The organism is Streptomyces sp. NPDC044719 (assembly GCF_056433405.1).
Genome location: NZ_JBWKHE010000001.1, coordinates 207,194 through 227,157, shown reverse-complemented (window position 1 = coordinate 227,157; position 19,964 = coordinate 207,194). Strand labels below are relative to the sequence as shown.

The 19,964-nt window shown below is 71.8% G+C and carries 16 protein-coding genes and 1 riboswitch; of the genes, 6 read left to right on the top strand and 10 right to left on the bottom strand.

Annotated elements, in window-relative coordinates; genetic code table 11:
- Positions 1–8 precede the first annotated feature (8 nt).
- The 4 genes from AC07DF_RS01060 to AC07DF_RS01045 form a co-directional block, all read right to left on the bottom strand.
- Complete coding sequence (locus AC07DF_RS01060; protein ID WP_478965773.1) at positions 9–887, bottom strand: ABC transporter permease; 879 nt, start codon at positions 885–887, stop codon at positions 9–11.
- Positions 874–1,872, bottom strand: coding sequence for an ABC transporter ATP-binding protein (locus tag AC07DF_RS01055; RefSeq protein ID WP_478965771.1), 999 nt, complete (start codon positions 1,870–1,872; stop codon positions 874–876). Before AC07DF_RS01055 ends, AC07DF_RS01060 begins: the two co-directional genes overlap by 14 nt.
- Before the next feature lie 78 nt (positions 1,873–1,950).
- Positions 1,951–3,195, bottom strand: a complete 1,245-nt coding sequence (locus AC07DF_RS01050) for a LolA family protein (RefSeq protein WP_478965769.1) — start codon at positions 3,193–3,195, stop codon at positions 1,951–1,953.
- Positions 3,196–3,414: 219 nt separating this feature from the next.
- Positions 3,415–4,425 carry a polyprenyl synthetase family protein gene (locus AC07DF_RS01045; protein ID WP_478965767.1) on the bottom strand — a complete coding sequence of 337 codons (1,011 nt, stop codon included), beginning with the start codon at positions 4,423–4,425 and terminating at the stop codon, positions 3,415–3,417.
- A gap of 509 nt (positions 4,426–4,934) precedes the next feature.
- A riboswitch (cyclic di-AMP (ydaO/yuaA leader) is annotated at positions 4,935–5,105 on the top strand.
- 3 nt (positions 5,106–5,108) lie between these two features.
- On the opposite strand from AC07DF_RS01045, the gene AC07DF_RS01040 reads away from it, so the two are divergent.
- Positions 5,109–5,846 carry a transglycosylase SLT domain-containing protein gene (locus AC07DF_RS01040; RefSeq protein ID WP_478965765.1) on the top strand — a complete coding sequence of 246 codons (738 nt, stop codon included), beginning with the start codon at positions 5,109–5,111 and terminating at the stop codon, positions 5,844–5,846.
- On the opposite strand, the gene AC07DF_RS01035 is transcribed toward AC07DF_RS01040, so the two are convergent.
- Entirely contained in the window at positions 5,810–6,658 is an 849-nt protein-coding gene (locus AC07DF_RS01035) for an HAD family hydrolase (RefSeq protein ID WP_478965763.1), read from the bottom strand. The genes AC07DF_RS01040 and AC07DF_RS01035 overlap by 37 nt on opposite strands.
- 186 nt (positions 6,659–6,844) lie before the next feature.
- Here AC07DF_RS01035 and AC07DF_RS01030 point away from each other — a divergent pair, with 186 nt between their 5' ends.
- The 3 genes from AC07DF_RS01030 (at position 6,845) to AC07DF_RS01020 (ending at position 10,109) form a co-directional block, all read left to right on the top strand.
- Positions 6,845–7,915 carry a GNAT family N-acetyltransferase gene (locus AC07DF_RS01030; RefSeq protein WP_478967537.1) on the top strand — a complete coding sequence of 357 codons (1,071 nt, stop codon included), beginning with the start codon at positions 6,845–6,847 and terminating at the stop codon, positions 7,913–7,915.
- Positions 7,916–7,956: 41 nt separating this feature from the next.
- Positions 7,957–9,270 carry a glycosyltransferase gene (locus tag AC07DF_RS01025; RefSeq protein WP_478965761.1) on the top strand — a complete coding sequence of 438 codons (1,314 nt, stop codon included), beginning with the start codon at positions 7,957–7,959 and terminating at the stop codon, positions 9,268–9,270.
- Between the two features lie 83 nt (positions 9,271–9,353).
- Positions 9,354–10,109, top strand: coding sequence for a polysaccharide deacetylase family protein (locus tag AC07DF_RS01020; protein WP_478965759.1), 756 nt, complete (start codon positions 9,354–9,356; stop codon positions 10,107–10,109).
- A gap of 12 nt (positions 10,110–10,121) precedes the next feature.
- Here AC07DF_RS01020 and AC07DF_RS01015 read toward each other — a convergent pair whose 3' ends face one another.
- The 5 genes from AC07DF_RS01015 to AC07DF_RS00995 form a co-directional block, all read right to left on the bottom strand.
- Positions 10,122–11,258: a glycosyl hydrolase gene (locus AC07DF_RS01015; protein WP_478965757.1), complete on the bottom strand. Its 1,137-nt coding sequence runs from the start codon at positions 11,256–11,258 to the stop codon at positions 10,122–10,124.
- Positions 11,255–11,695, bottom strand: coding sequence for a hypothetical protein (locus tag AC07DF_RS01010; RefSeq protein WP_478965755.1), 441 nt, complete (start codon positions 11,693–11,695; stop codon positions 11,255–11,257). Before AC07DF_RS01010 ends, AC07DF_RS01015 begins: the two co-directional genes overlap by 4 nt.
- Positions 11,692–13,506: a glycosyltransferase gene (locus AC07DF_RS01005; RefSeq protein ID WP_478965753.1), complete on the bottom strand. Its 1,815-nt coding sequence runs from the start codon at positions 13,504–13,506 to the stop codon at positions 11,692–11,694. The genes AC07DF_RS01010 and AC07DF_RS01005 overlap by 4 nt, the downstream gene beginning before the upstream one ends.
- 228 nt (positions 13,507–13,734) lie before the next feature.
- On the bottom strand, positions 13,735–15,972 hold the full coding sequence (locus AC07DF_RS01000) for a lipopolysaccharide biosynthesis protein (RefSeq protein WP_478967535.1): 2,238 nt from the start codon (positions 15,970–15,972) through the stop codon (positions 13,735–13,737).
- A 19-nt stretch (positions 15,973–15,991) separates the two neighbouring features.
- Entirely contained in the window at positions 15,992–17,170 is a 1,179-nt protein-coding gene (locus tag AC07DF_RS00995; RefSeq protein ID WP_478967533.1) for a DegT/DnrJ/EryC1/StrS family aminotransferase, read from the bottom strand.
- Between the two features lie 379 nt (positions 17,171–17,549).
- Between AC07DF_RS00995 and fahA the strand changes: the two genes are divergently transcribed.
- Entirely contained in the window at positions 17,550–18,767 is a 1,218-nt protein-coding gene (gene fahA / locus AC07DF_RS00990) for a fumarylacetoacetase (RefSeq protein WP_478965751.1), read from the top strand.
- 242 nt (positions 18,768–19,009) lie between these two features.
- Positions 19,010–19,948, top strand: a complete 939-nt coding sequence (locus AC07DF_RS00985; RefSeq protein WP_478967531.1) for a M56 family metallopeptidase — start codon at positions 19,010–19,012, stop codon at positions 19,946–19,948.
- Positions 19,949–19,964 lie beyond the last annotated feature (16 nt).

Below are 19,964 nucleotides of genomic sequence, written 5' to 3'. Positions count from 1 at the left end.
AGTGAGCCCTAGGCCGTGATGTCCTTCGTCGTGAAGCGGGCCCAGGCGGCCGAACCGAACACCGCCGCGTACAGGGCCTGGAGGCCGAGGTTCTTCGCCAGGTCGTCCCAGTAGACCGGCTCGCGCATGAGGTCGGCGAAGGACAGCCAGTAGTGCGAGAAGAAGTACGGCTGGAGGGCGTGCAGTTGCGGGATCTGGTCGAGGATCTGGACCGTGATCAGCAGGCCGACGGTGGTCGCCATCGCCGCGATGCCGCTGCCCGTGAGCGTCGAGACGAACAGGCCGAGCGCCGCGACGCCGATCAGTGAAGCGGCGACGGCGAGGGCGATCAGCAGGGCTCTGCCCAGGCCCTCGGCGAAGCTGATCTGCGTGCCCGAGATGGTCGTCAGGTCACCCAGCGGGAACAGCAGCGCGCCGACCGTCAGCGCCGAGACGGCGACCACCAGGGTGGCCGCCAGGCAGAAGATGACGACGGTCGCGTACTTGGTGAGCAGCAGCCGGCTGCGGCCCGCCGGGGCGACCAGCAGATAGCGGAGGGTGCCCGCGTTCGACTCGCCGGCGATCGCGTCGCCCGCGACGACCCCGATCGCCATCGGCAGGAAGAACGGGAGGGTGGCGGCCAGGGCGGTGAAGACGAGGAACAGGCCGTTGTTGGTGATCTGCGAGATGAAGGCCGGCCCTCCGCCCCCTCCGCCGCCGGGCGACGACCCGTCACCCGTCTCTATCTTGACGGCGATGCCGACCAGGACGGGTACGCCCGCCAGGACGGCCAGCAGCGCGAGGGTGCGCCAGCGCCGGAAGGTCGTGGTCAGCTCGCTGCGCAGCAGTCCGAAGGTCCACAGCGGGCTCACCGGGCGTACGGCCTTCGCGGTGTCAGCCTGCGACATCGAACCCCTCCCCCGTCAGCGCCACGAACGCGTCCTCCAGCGAGGCCCGTTCGACCGTGAAGCCCCGTACCCGTACCCCGGCCGTCACCAGCGCGGCGTTCACCTCGGCGAGGTCGCGGTCCGGCGGTTCGCCGGTCACCCGGTCGTCGGTGACGACGACGTCGCCGACGCCCTGCTCCTTCAGCACCCGAGCGGCCTCGGCCGGGTCCGGCGTGCTCACCACGAGCCTGCCGCGCGCCCCCGCTGACAGCTCGGCGACCGGGCCCTGCGTGATCAGACGGCCCTGGGCCATCACGGCCGCGTGCGTGCAGACCTGCTCGATCTCGTCGAGCAGATGGGAGGAGAGGAAGACGGTCGTGCCGTCCGAGGCCAGCTCCCGGATCAGGGTGCGGATCTCGCGCATGCCCTGCGGGTCAAGGCCGTTGGTCGGCTCGTCGAGCACGAGCAGCCGGCGCGGCTGGAGCAGGGCGGCGGCGAGGCCCAGGCGCTGTTTCATGCCCAGTGAGTACGCCTTGGCCTTCTTGCCCCCGGCGGCCGTCAGACCCACCCGGTCCAGGGCGGCGGCGACCCGGGCCCGCCGGGTGCGGGGATCGGCGGCCGGGTCGGCCGAGTCGTACCGGACGAGGTTGTCGCGGCCGGAGAGGAAGCCGTAGAGGGCCGGGCCCTCGATGAGGGCGCCGACGTGCGGCAGCACGGCGCGGGTGGCCCGGGGCATGGGCTGCCCCAGGACCCGCGCCGTGCCGGAGGTGGCCTCGATGAGGCCCATCAGCATGCGGATGGTGGTGGTCTTACCGGAGCCGTTGGGGCCGAGGAAGCCGAACACGCTGCCCGCCGGGACGGTCAGGTCGAGACCGTCGACGGCGAGCTGTCCGCCGCGGTAGCGCTTGGTGAGCGCCCGGGTGGCGATGACCGGTTCCCCGGCCGCGACATCCGCGCCGCTCGGCTCCGGCACGCGCTCGGGCTCCGTGGCGGACGGTTCGCCCATCGGCTTCCTCGTTCTCTCGACGCCCCGTGGTTCTTTCGACGCCGGTGGTTCTTTCGACGTCCTGTGGCGGTACGGGACTCACTTGCCGGCGTCGGCCGCCTTCACGAGCGCGTCCTTGGTGACCAGGCCGACGTAGACCTTGCCGTCGTCCGTGATCAGGGCGTTGACCAGTCGGGTCGAGAAGACCGTGCCCGAGCCGAACTTGCCGGTGACCTTGTCGCCGAGCGAGTCCATGAAGCCGCCGAGTTCGCCGCCGGCCTCGCCGGAGGGCACGCCCTCGCCACCGGTGTCGAAGGTGGCTATGGAGTTCCAGCCCTCGCCGATGGTCTTCATGCCGTCGAGGCCCTTGCCGAGGTCCTCCTCGGACTTCGGGAGGGACTTCGGGGCGTGCCGGCCGGCCTCTCCCTTGTCGAAGCCCTTCTCAAAGCTCTTCTCGGAGCCCTTTTCGGAGCCCTTCTCTTCCGTGACCTTCGCACCCTTCGGCGGGGTGAAGTCGAAGGTCGAGGCGGCGGGCTTGGCGAAGCTGACCTGGGTGAAGCCCGCGTCGACGACGGCGGAGCCACCGCTCGCCGGGGTCAGCGTGAACTTCAGCGGCGTGCCCGTCTTCGCGTCCACGGCCACGGTGATCGCGCCGACCGTCGAGCCGGACTGCTTCGGCTTGATGAGCAGCTTGTAGGCGTCCCGGCCGGCGACCTGGGCGGTGCCGTCCACGGTCACGGAGGTCGTGTCGTCGGCGGCCTTGAGAGCCTCCTCGGCGAAGTCCTTGGGCGTGGCCGGCGGCTGCTGGTCCTTGCCGCTCTCGGAGGCGGTGCCGTGGTGGACCTCGTTGGACTTGCTGTCGTAGGCCCAGACGTCCTTGCCGTTGTGGACGATGCTGTACTCGGCGGCGTTCTCCAGCAGCGACAGCTTCTGCTTGTCCGGGCCGTCGGCCGCGACGCGCAGGGTGTGCGTGCCGGAGGCCAGTTCCGTGAGCTTGGCGGTCGGGTCGGCGGAGGAGCCGCCCTCGCCCTGGCTCGCGGCACCGGACATCAGGCTGCTCTCCAGACCGCCGAGGTCCGGCAGCCCGAGGTCCGTGCTGATCTTCACGGTGCCGGACAGCTGCTGGACGTCCGACTTGGCGATCTTCTCGATGAGCTGCTGTGCCGTGATCTTCGGGAGGTCGGGGTCACCGGAGTCGGCGAGCGCGGGGACCAGCCCGATCGTCGCGGCCGCCACCCCCATCACCGTGACCGGTACGACGTACCGCGCGGCCTTGCGCCGTCCGGAACGCTGCTCGTCGACCTCTCCGGCGGTCGTGCTGTCGTCGGATGCGTTCGGTGCCATGTGTGCCCTACCTCCGTGGTCGGCGGCGGCTGTCCGTGTCGTCCACGCACTCGTCCCTGGCCGCCATTCTCACCCGAACAGGTGAGGTTTGGTGTTTTCCGTGGTTTCCATCTGACCAAATCGGCCGGGCAGATACGTCAGACCGCGGACTCAACTCCACGTACTGCTGGGGTATGACACGGAGGGGCGGCTTCTCCCCCGACCCGTAGGGGTTGCCGGTCAGCCGGCCCGGTGCACCACGGCGTCGCACAGCTCCACGAGGGCCGTCTTGGCGGCGCACTCGGGCAGGGGGGCCAGCGCCGAGCGGGCGTCCTGGGCGTAGCGGACGGTGTCCTTCCGGGCCTGTTCCAGCGCCGGGTGGGCGCGCAGCAGGCGCAGGGCCTCGGCGTGCCGTTCGTCGTCGGTGAGGTCGGAGTCCAGCAGCTCGCACAGGGCGATGTCGTCCGCGAGGCCGAGCCGGGCCGCCCGCTCGCGCAGCCGCAGCACCGGCATCGTGGGGATGCCCTCGCGCAGATCGGTGCCGGGGGTCTTGCCGGACTCGTGGGAGTCGGAGGCGATGTCCAGGACGTCGTCCGCGAGCTGGAAGGCGACGCCGAGCCGCTCGCCGTACTGGGTCAGCACGTCCACGGTCGTCTCGTCGGCGCCGGACATCATCGCGCCGAACCGGCACGACACGGCCACCAGCGAGCCGGTCTTGCCGCCCAGCACGTCCAGGTAGTGCTCGACGGGGTCGCGGCCGTCCTGCGGTCCGGCCGTCTCCAGGATCTGCCCGGTCACCAGCCGTTCGAACGCCTCGGCCTGCACCCGCACCGCCTCCGGGCCGAGGTCGGCCAGGGTGTGCGAGGCACGGGCGAAGAGGAAGTCGCCGGTGAGGACCGCGACGGAGTTGTCCCAGCGGGCGTTCGCGCTCGCGACCCCGCGGCGCACCGTCGCCTCGTCCATCACGTCGTCGTGGTACAGCGTGGCGAGATGGGTCAGTTCCACGACGACGGCCGACGGCACGATCCCGGGCGCGTACGGGTCGCCGAACTGGGCGGAGAGCATCACGAGCAGCGGACGGAACCGCTTGCCGCCGGCCCGCACCAGGTGCTGGGCGGCCTCCGTGATGAAGGGCACCTCACTCTTGGTGGCCTCGAACAAGCCTTCCTCGACAGCCGCCAACCCGGCCTGGACATCGGCTTCCAGAGCCTGGTCCCGCACGCTCAGCCCGAACGGCCCGACGTCGGTCACGAGGGGTCTCCTGTCTGCTGTGTCTGCCGGTGATTACGCGGATTGTCGATAGGTCGCTGCCATCACTCGAGTCAGCGTATCCGGTCACGTTTCGATCACCGCCAGCGCCCATGGTTACAGGCCGGGTGGTATCTGATCACGACCGTTATGTTTTTGATCGGGCCATAAGAACAGACATTTGTCGACTTACCAGCCGATAGTGAGATATTCACGATTTGCCATGACGACTGAGCAAATTACCTTTGACGGTAATTGCCCCACAGGCTTGTGATCAGTGAGTTGAATCACGTTAACCCCTTTGCCGCGCCACCCCGGCATCGACCCGTACCTCCTTCAGCCGAACGCCAGTTGAGCCTTGGCTTCCGCAAAGGATCAAGCGGACCAAACACCCCCGACCAAGGTCAACCGCGCGATATGTGACTCCGGCGCTTGTTCCCGACATGTGCTCTCGCATACGTTCCCGGCCTGTCCGGCGGACGCCGAATCCTGCCGCCGCCCGGACCCCCACACGAACCGACTCACTCACGCAGGGCAGGAGCGGGGGACCCAGGTAAGTCGCCGGTCCGCACAGCGGCACGGCTCGGGGTGAAGCCGCGTACGGCAGTACACCGCCGTACGCGGCCGGGCACCTCCCGGCCCGAACCCGACAGCTCACCTCGCAGGCGCCGGAGAGGAACATCGCCATGGCCGGACGAGGCAAGCACCGTCGCCCCAGAACCAACCCGCTCACCCGAGGTGTCGCGATCGCCGGCACCGGCGGAGCGGCACTGACCCTCCCGCTCCTCGGCGCGACGCACGCGAACGCCGTGGAGCCCCAGGCGGTCAAGCCCGCCAAGTCCCTCACGTACACCGTGACCAAGGGCGACACGCTCTACCGCATCGCGGACAAGTACGACGTCTCGGGCGGCTGGAAGAAGCTCTACAAGGACAACCGCTCCGCCGTCGGCGACGACCCGAAGCTGATCCACCCGGGCCTGAAGCTGAAGGTGTCGACGACCAAGGCGGCCGCCACGAAGGAGGCGGCCAAGTCGTCCGCCGAGCCGGCCGCGAAGCCCGCCGGCGGCGTCGCCAAGGCCACCCCGGCCTCCGCCAAGACCTACGCCGACAACCTCGACGGATGGATCCGTGAGGCGCTGGACATCATGGCGCAGAAGGGCATTCCGGGGTCCTACGACGGCATCCACCGCAACATCATGCGCGAGTCGTCCGGCAACCCCCAGGCGATCAACAACTGGGACTCCAACGCGGCCAAGGGCACCCCGTCCAAGGGCCTGCTCCAGACCATCGACCCGACCTTCCAGGCCTACCACGTGGACGGCACGTCGTGGGATCCGTACGACCCGGTCGCCAACATCACGGCGGCCTGCAACTACGCGGCCGACCGCTACGGCTCGATCGACAACGTCAACGGCCCGTACTGAGCCGACCCGCCCAGCAGTCGCTCGAGGACGACGGCGATGCCGTCGTCCTCGTTCGACAGGGTGATCTCGTCGGCCACGGCCTTGAGTTCGGGATGGGCGTTCGCCATCGCGACGCCGTGGGCCGCCCAGTCGAACATCGGGATGTCGTTGGGCATGTCACCAAAGGCGATGGTGTCCGCCGGCCGCAGCCCCAGATGCTCGGCGGCCAGCGCCAGGCCCGTCGCCTTGGTGACGCCGCACGGCTGGAGCTCGACCGTGCCGGGCCCCGACATCGTCACCGTCGCCAGGGAGCCGACCACCGAACGGGCCGTCGCCGCCAACTCGTCGTCCGTCAGGTAGGGATGGCGCAGCAGCACCTTGCTGATCGGCTCGCCCCACAGATCGTCGCGCCGGTCGACCCGCACGGCCGGCAGGGTCGGGTGCGGCATGAGATAGCCCGGCTCGATGAGTGTGAGCCCGTCGACCCCGTCCTGGTCGACCGCGGCGTACACCTGCCCCACCTCGGCCTCGATCTTGCCGAGCGCGGTCTCCGCCAGTTCCCGGTCCAGGGTGATGGACCACAGCAGCCGGTCCGCGCCGGCGTCGTACACCTGCGCGCCCTGCCCGCACACCGCGAGCCCCGTGCAGCGGAGGTCGTCGAGGAGCGGTCGCACACGTGGCGCCGGCCGGCCCGTCACCACGAGGTGCTGGGCACCGGCCTCCGCCACCCGCGCGAGCACGGCGAGCGACCGGTCGGAGAGGGTGTCGTCGCCGCGCAGCAGCGTTCCGTCCAGGTCGGTGGCGATGAGTGAATATGCGATGGGTGCGGCCATGATCTGAGAATACGGACAGCGCGGCCCTTCGTTTCATCGCGCCGTGGACACCGATTGCCCGGTTGAAGGCCTCTGTACCAGTTGGCAACAACATGGTCCGCTACCTACCGGCGAGGCCGTCTCGGGCGGTACCTTCCAAGTGTCCAGGGGGGACTTGATCGGGGGGTCGGGTTGAGCAGTGGGCGCATTCGCGTGGCTGGGCCCGGGGAGCTCGGCGAAGGGGAAAGGGAGCGCTGGCGCGCGCTGCGCGCTGCCTCCGAGGCACCACGCAACCCCTTCATGGAACCGGAGTTCACCGAAGCCGTCGGCCTGGTGAGGCCGCAGGCCCGGGTCGCTGTGGTGTACGAGGGGCTGGAGCCGGCCGGCTTCCTGCCCCATGAACGGGGCCCGTTGGGCCAGGGCCGGGCGATCGGGCTGGGCGTCTCGGACGCGCAGGGGGCGATCCTGCGGCCGGGACTGGACCTGGAGGCGGGCCGGCTCCTCAAGGCCTGCTCGGTGTCGAGCTTCGCCTTCGACAACCTGGAGGCCGAGCAGCGGCTGTTCGTCCGGTACGCGGCCGAGGAGCACGCCACCTACGTCATCGACGTGGAGAAGGGCTACGAGACATACGAGTCGGTGCTGCGCGCCCAGTCGCCGAAGTTCCTGAAGACCACCCTGGCCAAGGAGCGCAGGCTGGGCCGGCAGGTCGGCGAGCCGCGGTTCGTGTTCGACGAACGCGACCCGGCCGCGCTGCGCACCCTCATGGAGTGGAAGTCGGCGCAGTACCGCAGGACGGGCCGGCAGGACCGCTTCGCACGGGAGTGGATCACCCGGCTCGTGGGACGGCTGGCCCGGACCCGTGCACCGGAGTGCAGCGGCACGCTGTCCGTGCTGTACGCCGGTGAGCGGCCCGTGGCCGCGCATTTCGGACTGCGCTCGGCATCCGTCCTGGCCTGCTGGTTCCCGGCCTACGACCTGGAGTTCGCGAAGTACTCGCCGGGTCTGGTGCTGCATCTGCGCATGGCCGAGGCGGCGGCCGCCGAGGGCATCGGCATGCTCGACCTGGGGCGGGGCGCATCGGAGTACAAGGACGCGCTGAAGACGGGCGAACTGCCCGTGTACGAGGGTGCGGTGACGCGGCCGGGGGCGGGCGCGGCACTGCACTGGCTGAGCCGCGAGCCGGCGCGCCGCGCGCACAGTTTCGTCCGCGCCAGGCCGCGGCTCGCGGCGCTGGCCGCGCGGACCCTGAAGGGCGCGGCCCGGCTGCGCCGTACCTGAACGCGAGTACGTACCTGACACGAGTGGGGGGTGAGGGGCGCATGGCTCGTTCGGCACGTGCCCGGGAGGAGATACGGCGGTTCCTGGACATCGGGGCGGTTCAGGTCGCCGAGCTGGACCTCGACGGTGACGAGGCGGTGCTCAGACCCGGCCCGGGGAGCCCGCCGTTGACGCACGGCGAGGTGTTCGTGCTGGTCCGCAGGGGTGGCCGGCCGGTGGGCACGCTGCTCGGGCGAGTGCCGGAGGGCGCGGACGCGAGGGTCGTGCTGGAGGCGCTGGCGCGGGCGGAGTGTGCGCCGCTTCCGTCCGCGCGCGCGGACGTGGGTGAGCCCAGTGAGCTTGGTGAGCCTCCGTACACCAGCGTCGTCGTCGCGACCCGGGAGCGGGCCGGGCAGCTGGCCCGTGCGCTGGACTCGCTGCTGGCGCAGGACCATCCGCGGTTCGAGATCGTCGTCGTCGACAACGCGCCGGTCACGGACGAGACGCGGGAGCTGGTGGAGCGGAAGTACGCCGAGCGTGTGCGGTACGTGTGCGAGAGGGCGCCCGGGCTCGCGGTCGCGCACAACGCGGGACTCGCGGCCGTACGGGGCGAGGTGGTCGCCTTCACCGACGACGACGTGGTCGCCGACCCGCGCTGGCTGACCGAACTGACCGCGCCCTTCGCCGCCGACGCCGGACTCGGCTGCGCCACCGGGCTGATCCTGCCCGCGCGGCTGACGACCCCGGCCCAGGTGCTGCTGGAGAGCCACGGCGGCTTCGCGAAGGGCTTCACTCCAAGGACGTACGACCCGGCGCGTCCGCCGGGCGACGAACCGCTGTTCCCCTTCACGGCCGGGCGGTTCGGCTCGGGCGCGAACATGGCGTTCCGTACGGCGGTGCTGCGTTCCGTCGGCGGTTTCGACCCGGCCACCGGTGCCGGTACGGCCGCCCGGGGCGGCGACGACCTCTACGGCTTCGTCCGTGTCCTGGCCCAGGGCCACCGGCTGCGCTACACACCGTCCGCGCTGGTGTGGCACCACCACCGGGAGACCTGGCAGGACCTGGAGACCCAGGCGTACGGCTACGGCGCCGGGCTCACCGCGTATCTGACCGCGGTGCTGGTGAACCGCCCCGCGCTGCTGCCGGCGTTCCTCGCGCGGCTGCCCCGCGGCCTCGCCCACGCCCGGACGCTGACGGCCGTACGCGAGACGGAGGGGGGCGGAGCGCCGGGTGACCACGACGTACGGACGCATCCCTGGCCGCGACGGCTGTCGAGGTTGCAGCGCAGGGGGATGCTGTACGGGCCTGTCGGCTATGTGCGGGCGCGGCGGGCGCTGCGCGCGACGGACCGGGCGACTGTTCGGGGGGCGAGATGAGGACGTCGGCGCGTACGCGGGGTGAGGGGCCGATATCGCCCTCGGGGACCCCGGCCATCCCCGTCTTCCTGTACCACGCCGTGATGGACGATCCGCCCGGCTGGATCGCCGAGTTCACGGTCACGCCACGGCAGTTCGCGGCCCACCTCGACGCCCTCGCCGACAGCGGCCGTACGCCCGTCACGATCAGTACGATCGCCGACCATCTGGCCGGGCGGGCGCCCCTGCCGCCCCGGCCCGTGCTGCTCACCTTCGACGACGGCTTCGCCGATCTGCCGGGCCCGACCGCCGAGACGCTGGCCGGCCGCGGGCTGCCCGCCACCGCCTATCTCACCACCGGCGCCATCACCCCGGGCGGCCGCAGTCTGCTGCCGCCCGCCCCGATGATGACCCTGGACCGGGCGGCGGAGCTGGAACGTTCCGGCATGGAGATCGGCAGCCACACCGTCACCCACGCACAGCTCGACACCCTGTCCGGCAAGGACCTGGCGTACGAACTGCGCACGTCGAAGGCCGTGCTGGAGGACGCCCTCGGGCACGAGGTCCGCCATCTCGCCTATCCGCACGGCTACAACAGCCCGCGGGTGCGGGCCATGTCGGCCCGGGCCGGTTACGAGACGGCGACCGCCGTACGGCACGCGCTCAGCTCCGACCACGACGAGCGGTACCGCATCGCGCGGCTCATCGTCCGGCGTACCCACACCGTCGCCGACGTCGAGGGCTGGCTGGCGGGGGCGGGCGCGCGGGTCGCGCCGTACCGCGACGGGCCGAAGACGATCGGGTGGCGGTGGTACCGGCGGGCCCGTGCCGTCGTGCACGGGCCCGAGTTCGCGGGGTGACCCCGGCGGGGACTACCGCAGCGGCTGGTTCAGGTACGGATCGGCGGCCGCCTTGCGCAGGCTGTCCCAGGCCGCGTCGTTCGCCAGCGCCAGGTCGCAGTGCGGTCCTGGGTCGCGGTAGTTCCACTGGAGGGCGGCCTTGACGCCCTCCAAGCCCTTCAGCACCCCGGGCACCTGCGCATACCACTCGGCCTGCCGCTGCGGGCGGGCCGAGTCCGCGGCGGTGCCGAACTCGGAGAGCATCAGCGGCTTGTCGTCGGAGATGTTCTCGCGGATCCAGTCGTGCGCGGCGTTCTGGGTCTGCGCGAAGGTCATCCAGCGCGTGTTGTGGCAGCGGTAGTAGTTGTACTGGTTGTAGCCGATCCAGTCGACGTACTCGTCGCCGGGATACATCCGCTCCATCTCGTCGGCGTGGTCGAGGTAACCGGTGGTGATCCACGTCCAGACCACGTTGTCGACGCCCAGCTCGCGGAACCGGTCGTGGATGTGCCGGTACGCCTTCACGTACTCGGCGGGGGTGCCGTTGTCCGGGGTGCGGGTGTCCATCTCCAGGTCGAAGGAGAGGAAGACCTTCTTGCCGTAGTCCTTGATGCGCTCGGCCTGGACGTCGATGACCTTGTCGTCCAGCTCACCGGACGCGATCTGCTTCCAGGTGGGCTGCTGCTTCTTCGTGCCGCCCCACCACTTGCTCTCCCAGGACAGCAGCAGCAGGTGGTCCTCGCCGACGCGGCGTTCCTCCGGGGTGAGCAGCTGGCCCTCGCGGCGGGTGCCCTGGGGCAGCGACATGTCGTGGTACGTGTACACGATGTCCAGCTCGCGGCCCACGCGTTTCTCGTAGGCGCGCACCTTCTCGGGCAGGTCGCCGCGCTCGTGCGGCACGAACGCGCCGAACCAGGCGCCGCAGGGCGGTTCCAGGAGTGCCGTGGGACGGCAGTCCGCCTCGGAGCCGGCGCCCTGGGGGTCCGGTCCGGAGGCGTCCCGGAGGGCGAGTACGCCGACCAGGACCGCGCTGACGACGGTGGCGGACGTGATCAGCAGTCGGCGCCGGCTCGATGCGAACGGGCCGGCGGCCGCCTGCCCGCTCGTGTCCGGGTCGCGGCGAAAGGGACGGTGGCGTCCGTGGGGACGATGGGGACGGTTGAACCTCACTGAGCGGAACCCTTCGGTGTACTCGGCGTCGGCCTCGGCTGCGGGGATGCGCGCAGCGGCGGGCAGAACGCGGCGAGCGTGGTCAGCAGAGTCAGTGTCAGCAGCACCCGCTGCGCGCTGAAGGTGTGTGTGGCGATCAGGACGGTCGCGACGAGCATCACGGCACCGATGCTCAGCAACAGCACCAACATCAGCCGCTCCAGCAGGTCGGAGTGGCGTGCGAAGTCCGGGTCCCGGCGCTCGACCGGGCCTTCGGCGGCCCGTGCCCCCAGCGCGGGGGCGCAGACTCTGACCATCGCCGCGCCCGGGCCCGCGGCCAGGAAGATGACGACCGCGGCGCCCCGCAGCGGCGAGCCGCCGGGCAGGGCGAGCGCGGCGAGCGCGAGCCAGCCGCCGAACGGCGGCAGCATCCTGACGACGAGATCCTGCGGTGTCATCGCTCCGCTCCCCCAGCCTGCTTCAGTACGTAGAGCCATCCGGCGCTGTTCTGTGCCACGAGCCGGAACCGCGGTGAGGCGGCGACGGACTTCCGGACGCGGTCCAGCTGTGCCTCGGTGAGCTGGCCGTTCATCTCGGAGTTGGCCAACTGCCCTTTAGTGAGCAGGAAGTAGGCCCGGGCCGGCCGCTCGACCCCGGCCATGTCACTGGCGAGGGTGGCGGCCGGCTTCTGGACGATCCGGTCGACGTGACTGCGGGCGTCGTCGAGGAACCAGTAGTGGTCGACGCTCCAGTAGGAGGCGTACGCGAGCGGGTAGTTGCGGTTGGCGGCCACGACGAGCGAGCCGTCGGGCGCCTGGTCGAACAGCTGCCGTACGAGGGCCACTTCCTGCGGCGGGAAGTAGTTGATCCGGTCCTTGCCGGAGTAGGCCGGGACGAACGCCAGGGTTCCGCCGAGCAGTGCGGCCAGCGGCAGCCAGACGCCGAGCCACCGTCGCCCGCCCTTGGCGGGGGCGGCCTGCCGGCCGCCGGCTTCCCGCGCCGCGGCGTCGGCGGCCAGAGTGCGGACCTTGGGCAGCAGCGCCGCGGCCGCGAAGAACGCGGCGCCGGGCAGCATGAAGAGCAGTACCCGGAAGATCATCTCGCTGCCGTAGCTGCTGGCCGCGAACATCGGCAGCGGGGCCGCCGCGATCAGCAGCAGCGGCCGGGCCCGGTGCCGCAGCACCCGTTGGCGCAGCACGCCGACGGCCGCGAGCAGCAGCACGGAGCCGGACAGCAGACGGGCCGCCCAGGAGGTCGCGATCGCTCCGGTGCCGGTCGGGGTGGCGCCGTACCCCGTCTCTACGTTGGCGCCGACGTCGCCGACGGAGCGGATCATGTCCGGCATCGCGGCGGACAGGAAGGGCAGCGCCGCCGTGAGACACCAGGCCAGGAAGATCACGACGGTCGTGACCACCGGGACCCAGTCGCGGTAGCGGCGGCTGAGGCACAGGGCGAGCAGACAGACGACCAGCATGCCCGGGGTGAGCTGGTGGGAGATGACGATCGCCACGAGCATGACGGTGATCACCACCGTCCACACGGCCTGCCGGGGCTGCCCGCGCCGCACCGCGGACCGGCCGAAGCGGCGCAGGACGACGGCCAGCACGCCGACATGCAGCGCGTAGGCCACGGACTGGGGTGAGAAGTAGTCCTGCCCGACCCAGTTGGCGACGCAGAAGAGCCAGACGGCGGTCCAGATCAGCCGCCGGTCCTCGGTGAAGGTGCGGTAGATCAGCAGCAGCGGGAGCAGCAGCATCAGGCTGGAGGCCAGGGGCCACCAGGCCATGAACATCGCCGCCGAGTCCACGCCCAGCAGCCGCACCAGGGCGGCCTGCGCGGCGAAGAAGCCCGGCCACTGGTCGTACACCGCCATGTCGCCGACCTGGTCGGCCGTTTGCAGACCGCCGGCCGTCAGCAGATGGTCGATGACCGCCTCGTGCTTCCACGCCCAGGCGTACAGCGGGGTCGGGTAGACCACGGCCTGGGTGGCCCGCTCCATCACCAGCAGCCCGAGGACGTACGCCGCCGCCCAGCCGCCCCGCCGGCGCGGATCGCGGACGGTGAACCAGAAGCCCGTGGTGAGCACCGCGAGGCCGGCCCAGAAGGTGGGGTGCAGCGCGGTGACCAGGCCGTAGTCGTCGAGCCGCGAGACGTCGGTGTGCCGCACGGCGTACACCCAGAGGGCGAGCGCGGCGAACAGCGGCACGCCGGGCCAGGCGAGGGCGCGGCGCCCGGGCCAGACGGGAGGCAGATCGGACAGGTCCGTCACGGGCTCATGGGCGGGGCTCGACGACTCCGAGGAAGAGGGGCTGGAGGACTGGCTGGAGGTCTCGGGGTGGGGAGCCGACGCGTCCGCTTCATCCCGGGCAGGTGTGGGTTCTGGCGTGGATCTCTCCCGTGGAGTTGCTGGCGGACGCACGGTGGTTCCCCCCTGGCGAATCGGCTCTGTTCGACTCTGGTCGGCGCTGGATCGTGTCTGTTCGGCGCTGGATCGTGATCAGTCGCTGGGCCGGCGGCTCGGTAATCCGTCGGCCGGTCGGTCGGATAGGGAGCGGGAGCGCGTCCACGCCGACGCGGCGCGGCGGAGCAGCAGAAGCAGGACGAGGACGACGAGCAGGGGCGGCGCGACGGGTGCGAGCGCGTCGCGCCACACCCAGCCGCCGACCGCGACGAGATACAGGACCCCCCAGCGCCCCGGCCACGTCAGCCGCCCGCCCGCGCTCGCGAGCAGCAGCCACAGGGGCACGAGGCACAGCAGCTGGCAGACCGGCGGCGCCCAGCGCAGCAGCGGCTCGGGCCCGTCGAGCCCCAGTGTGTCCGCGAGGAAGCCGGCCGTCTTCTCATACAACGCCCCGTCCACCGGCCGCGGTTCCCGCCCGAGGGCGACCGGTGCGGTGTACAGGGCGAGCAGGGCGGCGTACAGCGCCGTGCCGGGCAGCCACGGGTCGCGCCGGGTGCACAGGGTGAGGGCGGCGACGAACACCACGAGCAGCAGGCCCCCCGCGGTGAGCGAGGGCAACGGCAGCCCCTCCAGCAGCTGACGCCCGGTCAGTGCCGCTGCGGAGGCGTCGTCGAGCCAGGGCAGGTCGCGCAGCGGCGCCAGGAAGAAGACGGCGGCGACACCGAGCAGACTCCAGAGGGCGCCTCTCAGCCGCCGCTCCTGTGGCTCCTGGTCCGTGAGCGGTTCTCCGGGCTCGTGCGGTGATTCCCGGGGCGGTCCTTCCGGCCGCACGATCAGCGCCAGCGTGTCCGCCTGCAGCGCCTCGCGCTCGTACCCCGGCCGGCCGATGAACAGCGTGACCGTGTCCTGGTCACCGTCCTTGGGCTGGTACGCGGCCCGGCGCGCCCAGGTCGTGCCGTAGCCGGCGGTGGCGTTGAGTTTGGCCCAGCGGGTGCCGTAGGAGGGGTCGGGGGCCGTGCGGACGGTGGGCGCGGTGTCGTCGTGGCGCAGTGCCGCCCGGAGCCCGACCGTGGAGACGACGGCGATCAGCGTCATGCTCAGCAGCACCGCCCAGCCGGCGCCCGCGATCCCGGCCGGGGTGAACAGCACGGCCGCGCTGCCCAGCACCAGGGCGCACATGGCGCCCTGGAGCGCGGCCAGCACACCCGTACGCCCCTGGACGCGCAGCACGCCGATGTACAGCTCCACCACGACCCGCGGCAGTGCGCCGAGGGCGAGCAGCCGCAGCACGGTCGAGCCGTGCTCGGCGTAGTCCGGGCTGAAGGGCGTGAGGATGTACGGGGCGAAGAGGACCAGCACCAGCACGACCGGGACCAGCAGCAGCGTCATGCGCCGCAGTGCTCCCCGGACACCGTCGGCGAGTTGGCGTGGGTCGTGCGAGGCGTGCGCGGTGAGGGACGAGGCCATGTTGATGGCCATGAACTCCATGGTGCCGCCGACGGTGTACGCCACGTAGAAGTAGCCGTTCTCCGCGGCGCTGAAGCGGACCGCGACCATCACCGGCAACAGGTTGATCATGGCCAGGCTGAACAGCGCGCCCAGCGAGTCCCCGGCCAGGAAGCGGCCCATGTCGCGGACTTTCGGAGGCTCCTTCTCGCGGTCGCGGTCCGCCTGGCGCGGAATGAGCCTGCGGAAGATCAGCCAGCCCAGCGGCAGAGTCGAGAAGGCGATCGCCACCGCCCAGGAGACGAAGATGCCGAGGACGGGCAGCGTGCCGGCGAAGACGGCCAGCAGGGCCAGTTTCCCGACCGAGAACACCGCGTTCCCGGCCGGCACCCACTCCGCCTTGCGCAGTCCGGTGAGCACGCCGTCCTGGAGGGTGAGCAGCGCCCAGGCCACGCACGCCGCGACGAAGACCGCCCCCGCCATGGGTGTGCCCAGCGGGGCGTACGACGCTCCCCAGGCGTCGAGTGTGAGCAGGAAGACGGCGGCGGCGAGCGCCACGACCAGCGAACTGGCCACGTATGTGCCCCACACCAGGCGCCCGGTCTCCCGTCCCGCGCGTGGGACGAAGCGCACGACGGCCCCGATCATCGTCGTCGCCGTGATGCTGGCGAGCAGCCGCATCGCGGCGATCGCGGCGGAGCCCTGGCCGACGGCCTCCTCGGAGTAGTAGCGGGCGGCCACCAGCCAGAATCCCAGGCCCAGCACGGCGGACACGCCGGTGCTGAGCATGAGGAAGTAGGCGTTCTTGAACAGCGAGTCGTGCGTGCGCTCGCTGTCGGCAGGCTCGAGCCCGCCCCCTCCGGCGCGCGTGGGGGCGGGCTCGTGCACCTGGATCTCAGCCACGGGACTAACCCAGCCCTCCCGGTGTCGGCCTGGCCCTGGACAGCTCTCCCGGTGCTTCGGCCGGCCGTGCCCCGGACCGCTCCAGCACCTCGACGACCGTCCGCGCCCGCAGCGGGTCCACGGGCAGCGCGTGCCGCGCGAACCAGCGGGCCGCCTCGGGGGCCGGTGAGGGGTCGGTGAACTCCGCACCGGCGTAGTCGTCCAGGGGCGGGTCGTAGAGGTAGCCGACGACGACGCCCCGGCGGGCCAGTGCCGCGATCGCCGCGTCCCGGTCCGCCACGAACAGCGGGACGCGGAACAGCGGCTGTGTGCCGTACACGTCGCGCGGCTTGGCCCAGGGCGTGGAGAGCAGCAGCTCCGTGCCCGCCCGGCAGGCGTCCAGCACGTCGTCGAGCCGGTCGAGCTTGCGCCCGATGCGCCGCAGCCGCAGCAGGCCGGACTCCTGGCGGTAGTCGTGCATGTCGACCCGTACCCAAGGGTGGTGCGCCTCGAGGCCGGGCGCCCGGCGCTCGGCCTGGGCGAGTTCGTCCGGGCGCAGCGGCATCCGGATCTCCTCGCGGTCCGCGAGACCCAGCAGCCGGATCGCGGCCCAGGCGGCGCGCCGCAGCCGCAGCCCGCGCACCGTCGCCTCCGCGAACGGCCGGACCGCGTAAGCCAGTTCGGAGCTCATCCGGCGCGGGACGAGCAGCCCCGCGACGGTCTTCTCCACCGCCTCCCGCAGTCCCGGATCGGCGAGCGAGAGCATGCCTCCGGCCTTGGCGCCCACATGCTTGGACAGGCTGAACGCGGACGCCTCCCCCCACGCCCCCACCGGCCGATCCCCCACCCTGCTGCCGATGGCGTGCGCCGCGTCCTCGAACAGCGGGATCCCCAGCGCGTCGCACTTCTGTCTGAGGCGCGGCGCCGGGTCCGGGTTCCCGTACAGGTTCGTCGTGAGCACGGCCGACACCGAGCGCCACGTCTCCTCGGGCACGGCATCGACGTCGATGGACGCGTCGAGCGGGTTCAACGGCGCCTGCACCGGACGCAGTCCGGCCGCGAGCACGACGAAGAAGATCACGTCGTCGTTGACCGGCGACATCAGCACCCGTCCGCCGGGCGGGCACCAGTGGCGCAGCGCCACGTACAGCCCGAAACGGCACGACGGTACATACACACATTCCCGGCCGAGCCGGACGCGCATGGTCTCTTCCAGCCGCTTCGGCTGTGGACCACGCCGCACCGAGCCCGGACCGGCCTCCCCTATGGCCATCCGCCCCCCTGATGTGCCATGGGAACGCCCCCTCCCCGAGGCCTTCCGGCACCCGCCCAGAGTCGCCCCGTTCGCACCGCTCCGTCAAGATTGCGTCGCGTCCTGTGGATAACTTCCGCCACGTACGAAAGTGGCGTCTCGTCCGCCGCGCCGGAGTCGCGCCGTCCGGTCACCCCCACACCCACCTGCCCCGTTCGCCCGTGTCCGCCTCCTCGGACTCTGCCCACGACCGGCGCGCCACCCGTAACGTGTGGCATGACCACGAACACGTGGCGACGACATGGCACACCCGAAAGCGAGGCAGCACCCGATGCCCCCCTTCGATGTCCCCGAGGGCGACCCCTTCGGCCCGCACAATCTGCCGTACGGCGTGTTCTCCCTCCCCGGCTCGTCCCACCGGTCCGTGGGCGTCCGGCTCGGCGACCATGTGCTGGACGCCGGCGCCGCGGCCCACGCGCTCGGCTCCCCGTACGCCGCCCTGCTGGCCCGGCCGACCCTCAACCCGCTACTGGCGGCGGGGCGCACGGCCTGGTCGGACGTGCGCCGGGCGCTGACCGCCTGGGTGACGGTGCCGTCCCACCGCGAGACCGTCGAACCACTGTTCCACCCGCTGTCCTCGGTGACCCTGCACCTCCCCTTCGAAGTCGCGGACTACGTGGACTTCTACGCCTCCGAGAACCACGCCCGGAACGTCGGCCAGATCTTCCGCCCCGACGCCGAGGACTCCCTCACCCCCAACTGGAAGCATCTGCCGATCGGCTACCACGGCCGCTCCGGCACGGTCGTCGTCTCCGGCACGGACGTCGTACGCCCCTCCGGCCAGCGCAAGGCGCCCACCGACGCCGCTCCCGTGTTCGGCCCGTCCGTCCGCCTGGACATCGAGGCGGAGGTCGGCTTCGTGGTCGGCGCGCCGTCCTCCATGGGCGAGCCGGTGGCCCTCGACAGTTTCCGCGAGCACGTCTTCGGCCTCTGCCTCCTCAACGACTGGTCCGCACGCGACATCCAGGCCTGGGAGTACGTCCCCCTCGGCCCGTTCCTCGGCAAGTCCTTCGCCACGTCGGTGTCGGCGTGGATCACCCCGCTGGACGCCCTGGAGGACGCCCGGGTGGCCCCACCGGCCCGGACGCACGAGCTGCTGCCGTACCTGGACGACCGCGACGAGGAACCCGGCGGCTACGACCTGCGGATCACCGTCGCCGTCAACGGTCACGTCGTCTCCGAGCCGCCCTTCTCCACCATGTACTGGACGGCCGCCCAGCAGCTGGCCCACATGACCGTGAACGGCGCCTCCCTGCGCACCGGCGACCTGTACGGCTCGGGCACGGTCAGCGGCCCGGCGGACCGGGAGCGCGGCTCCCTGCTGGAGCTGACCTGGAACGGCCGAGACCCCCTCGAACTCCCGGACGGCAAGCGGACGTTCCTGGAGGACGGCGACGTGGTGACCCTCTCGGCCTGGGCCCCGGGGCCGGACGGTGTACGGGTGGGGCTCGGTGAGGTGACGGGGCGGGTGACACCGGCAGCGGAGTGAGGCCTCGCGGCAGGGGCGAGTCTGGCCGACAGTCGCCCCTCCCGGCTCTTCCGATGGCGTTCGACTCCTGACTCACACCGTCCGGCCCGTCATACTGGGCGTCGGGCGGTGTGTCCGCCCGCGCGCGGTACCCGGCAGGTTCGGCGAGCACTTCGGCCGTGGCACCGGCGCGCACAGCAGCCGCTCTCCCCCGCACCACCCGTAGCCGCCCCTCTTCCGACCAGGAACCGGAGCCCGTGGCAATGACCGTCTGCCTGCTCCTGCTGAGCGTTGTCGCCGTGACGGCCGCCGTGCCCGTGCCCCGGGCGCTGACCCGGTCGGCGTGGCCCGAGCGGGAACCGGTGGTCGCGCTGTGGGTGTGGCAGTGCCTGGTCGCCACCGTCCTGCTGTGCTGTGTGACGGCTCTCGCCCTGGGCGGCGCCGCCGTCTTCGGCACGGTGCGCGCCCAGCTCTTCGCTCCGGCGCCGCCCGCCGTGACCGCGGCATACGACCTCTCCACCGCTCCGCCGTGGGCCGCCACCCTCACCCTGCTGCTGGCCTGCGGGGCCGCCTGGACGACCGCGATGCTCGCACGCGAACTCGTCGAGGCGCGCCGGCGCCGCGCCCAGGCCCGCGCCCATCTGCGCGAACGCGCCCCCGACCTGCCGGCCGGCCTGCCCGCTGCCCGCGGGCCCCTCCTGGTCCTGGAGGACGAGTATCCCGACGCCTGGTGGATGCCCGGCAGTCCGTCCCAGCTGATCGTCACCACGGGCGCCCTGCACCGTCTCACCGGCCACCAGCTCGACGCCGTCCTCACCCACGAGCGCGGCCACGCCCGCGCCCGCCACGACTGGCTGCTGCATCTGTCCACGGCCCTGGCCACCGGCTTCCCCCGCATCCCGCTGTTCGCCCACTTCTGCGACCAGACCCACCGCCTGGTCGAACTGGCCGCCGACGACACCGCCTCCCGCCGCTGCGGCCATCTGACCACCGCACTGGCCCTGATCGAGCTCAACCAGCACCGCGGCGTCCTGTCCTGCGCCTCCAGCCACCGTCTGCTGGGCGAACGGGTCGACCGGCTCCTGGAACCGCCGCCCCGGCTGGACCGCAGGCGCCGGGCCCTGACGACCACCACGGCCGCCCTCGTACCGCTGCTGCCCCTGCTGATCGCGTTCGCCCCGGGCCTGACGGCGCTGTCGTAGCCGCACCGGCCGGGAG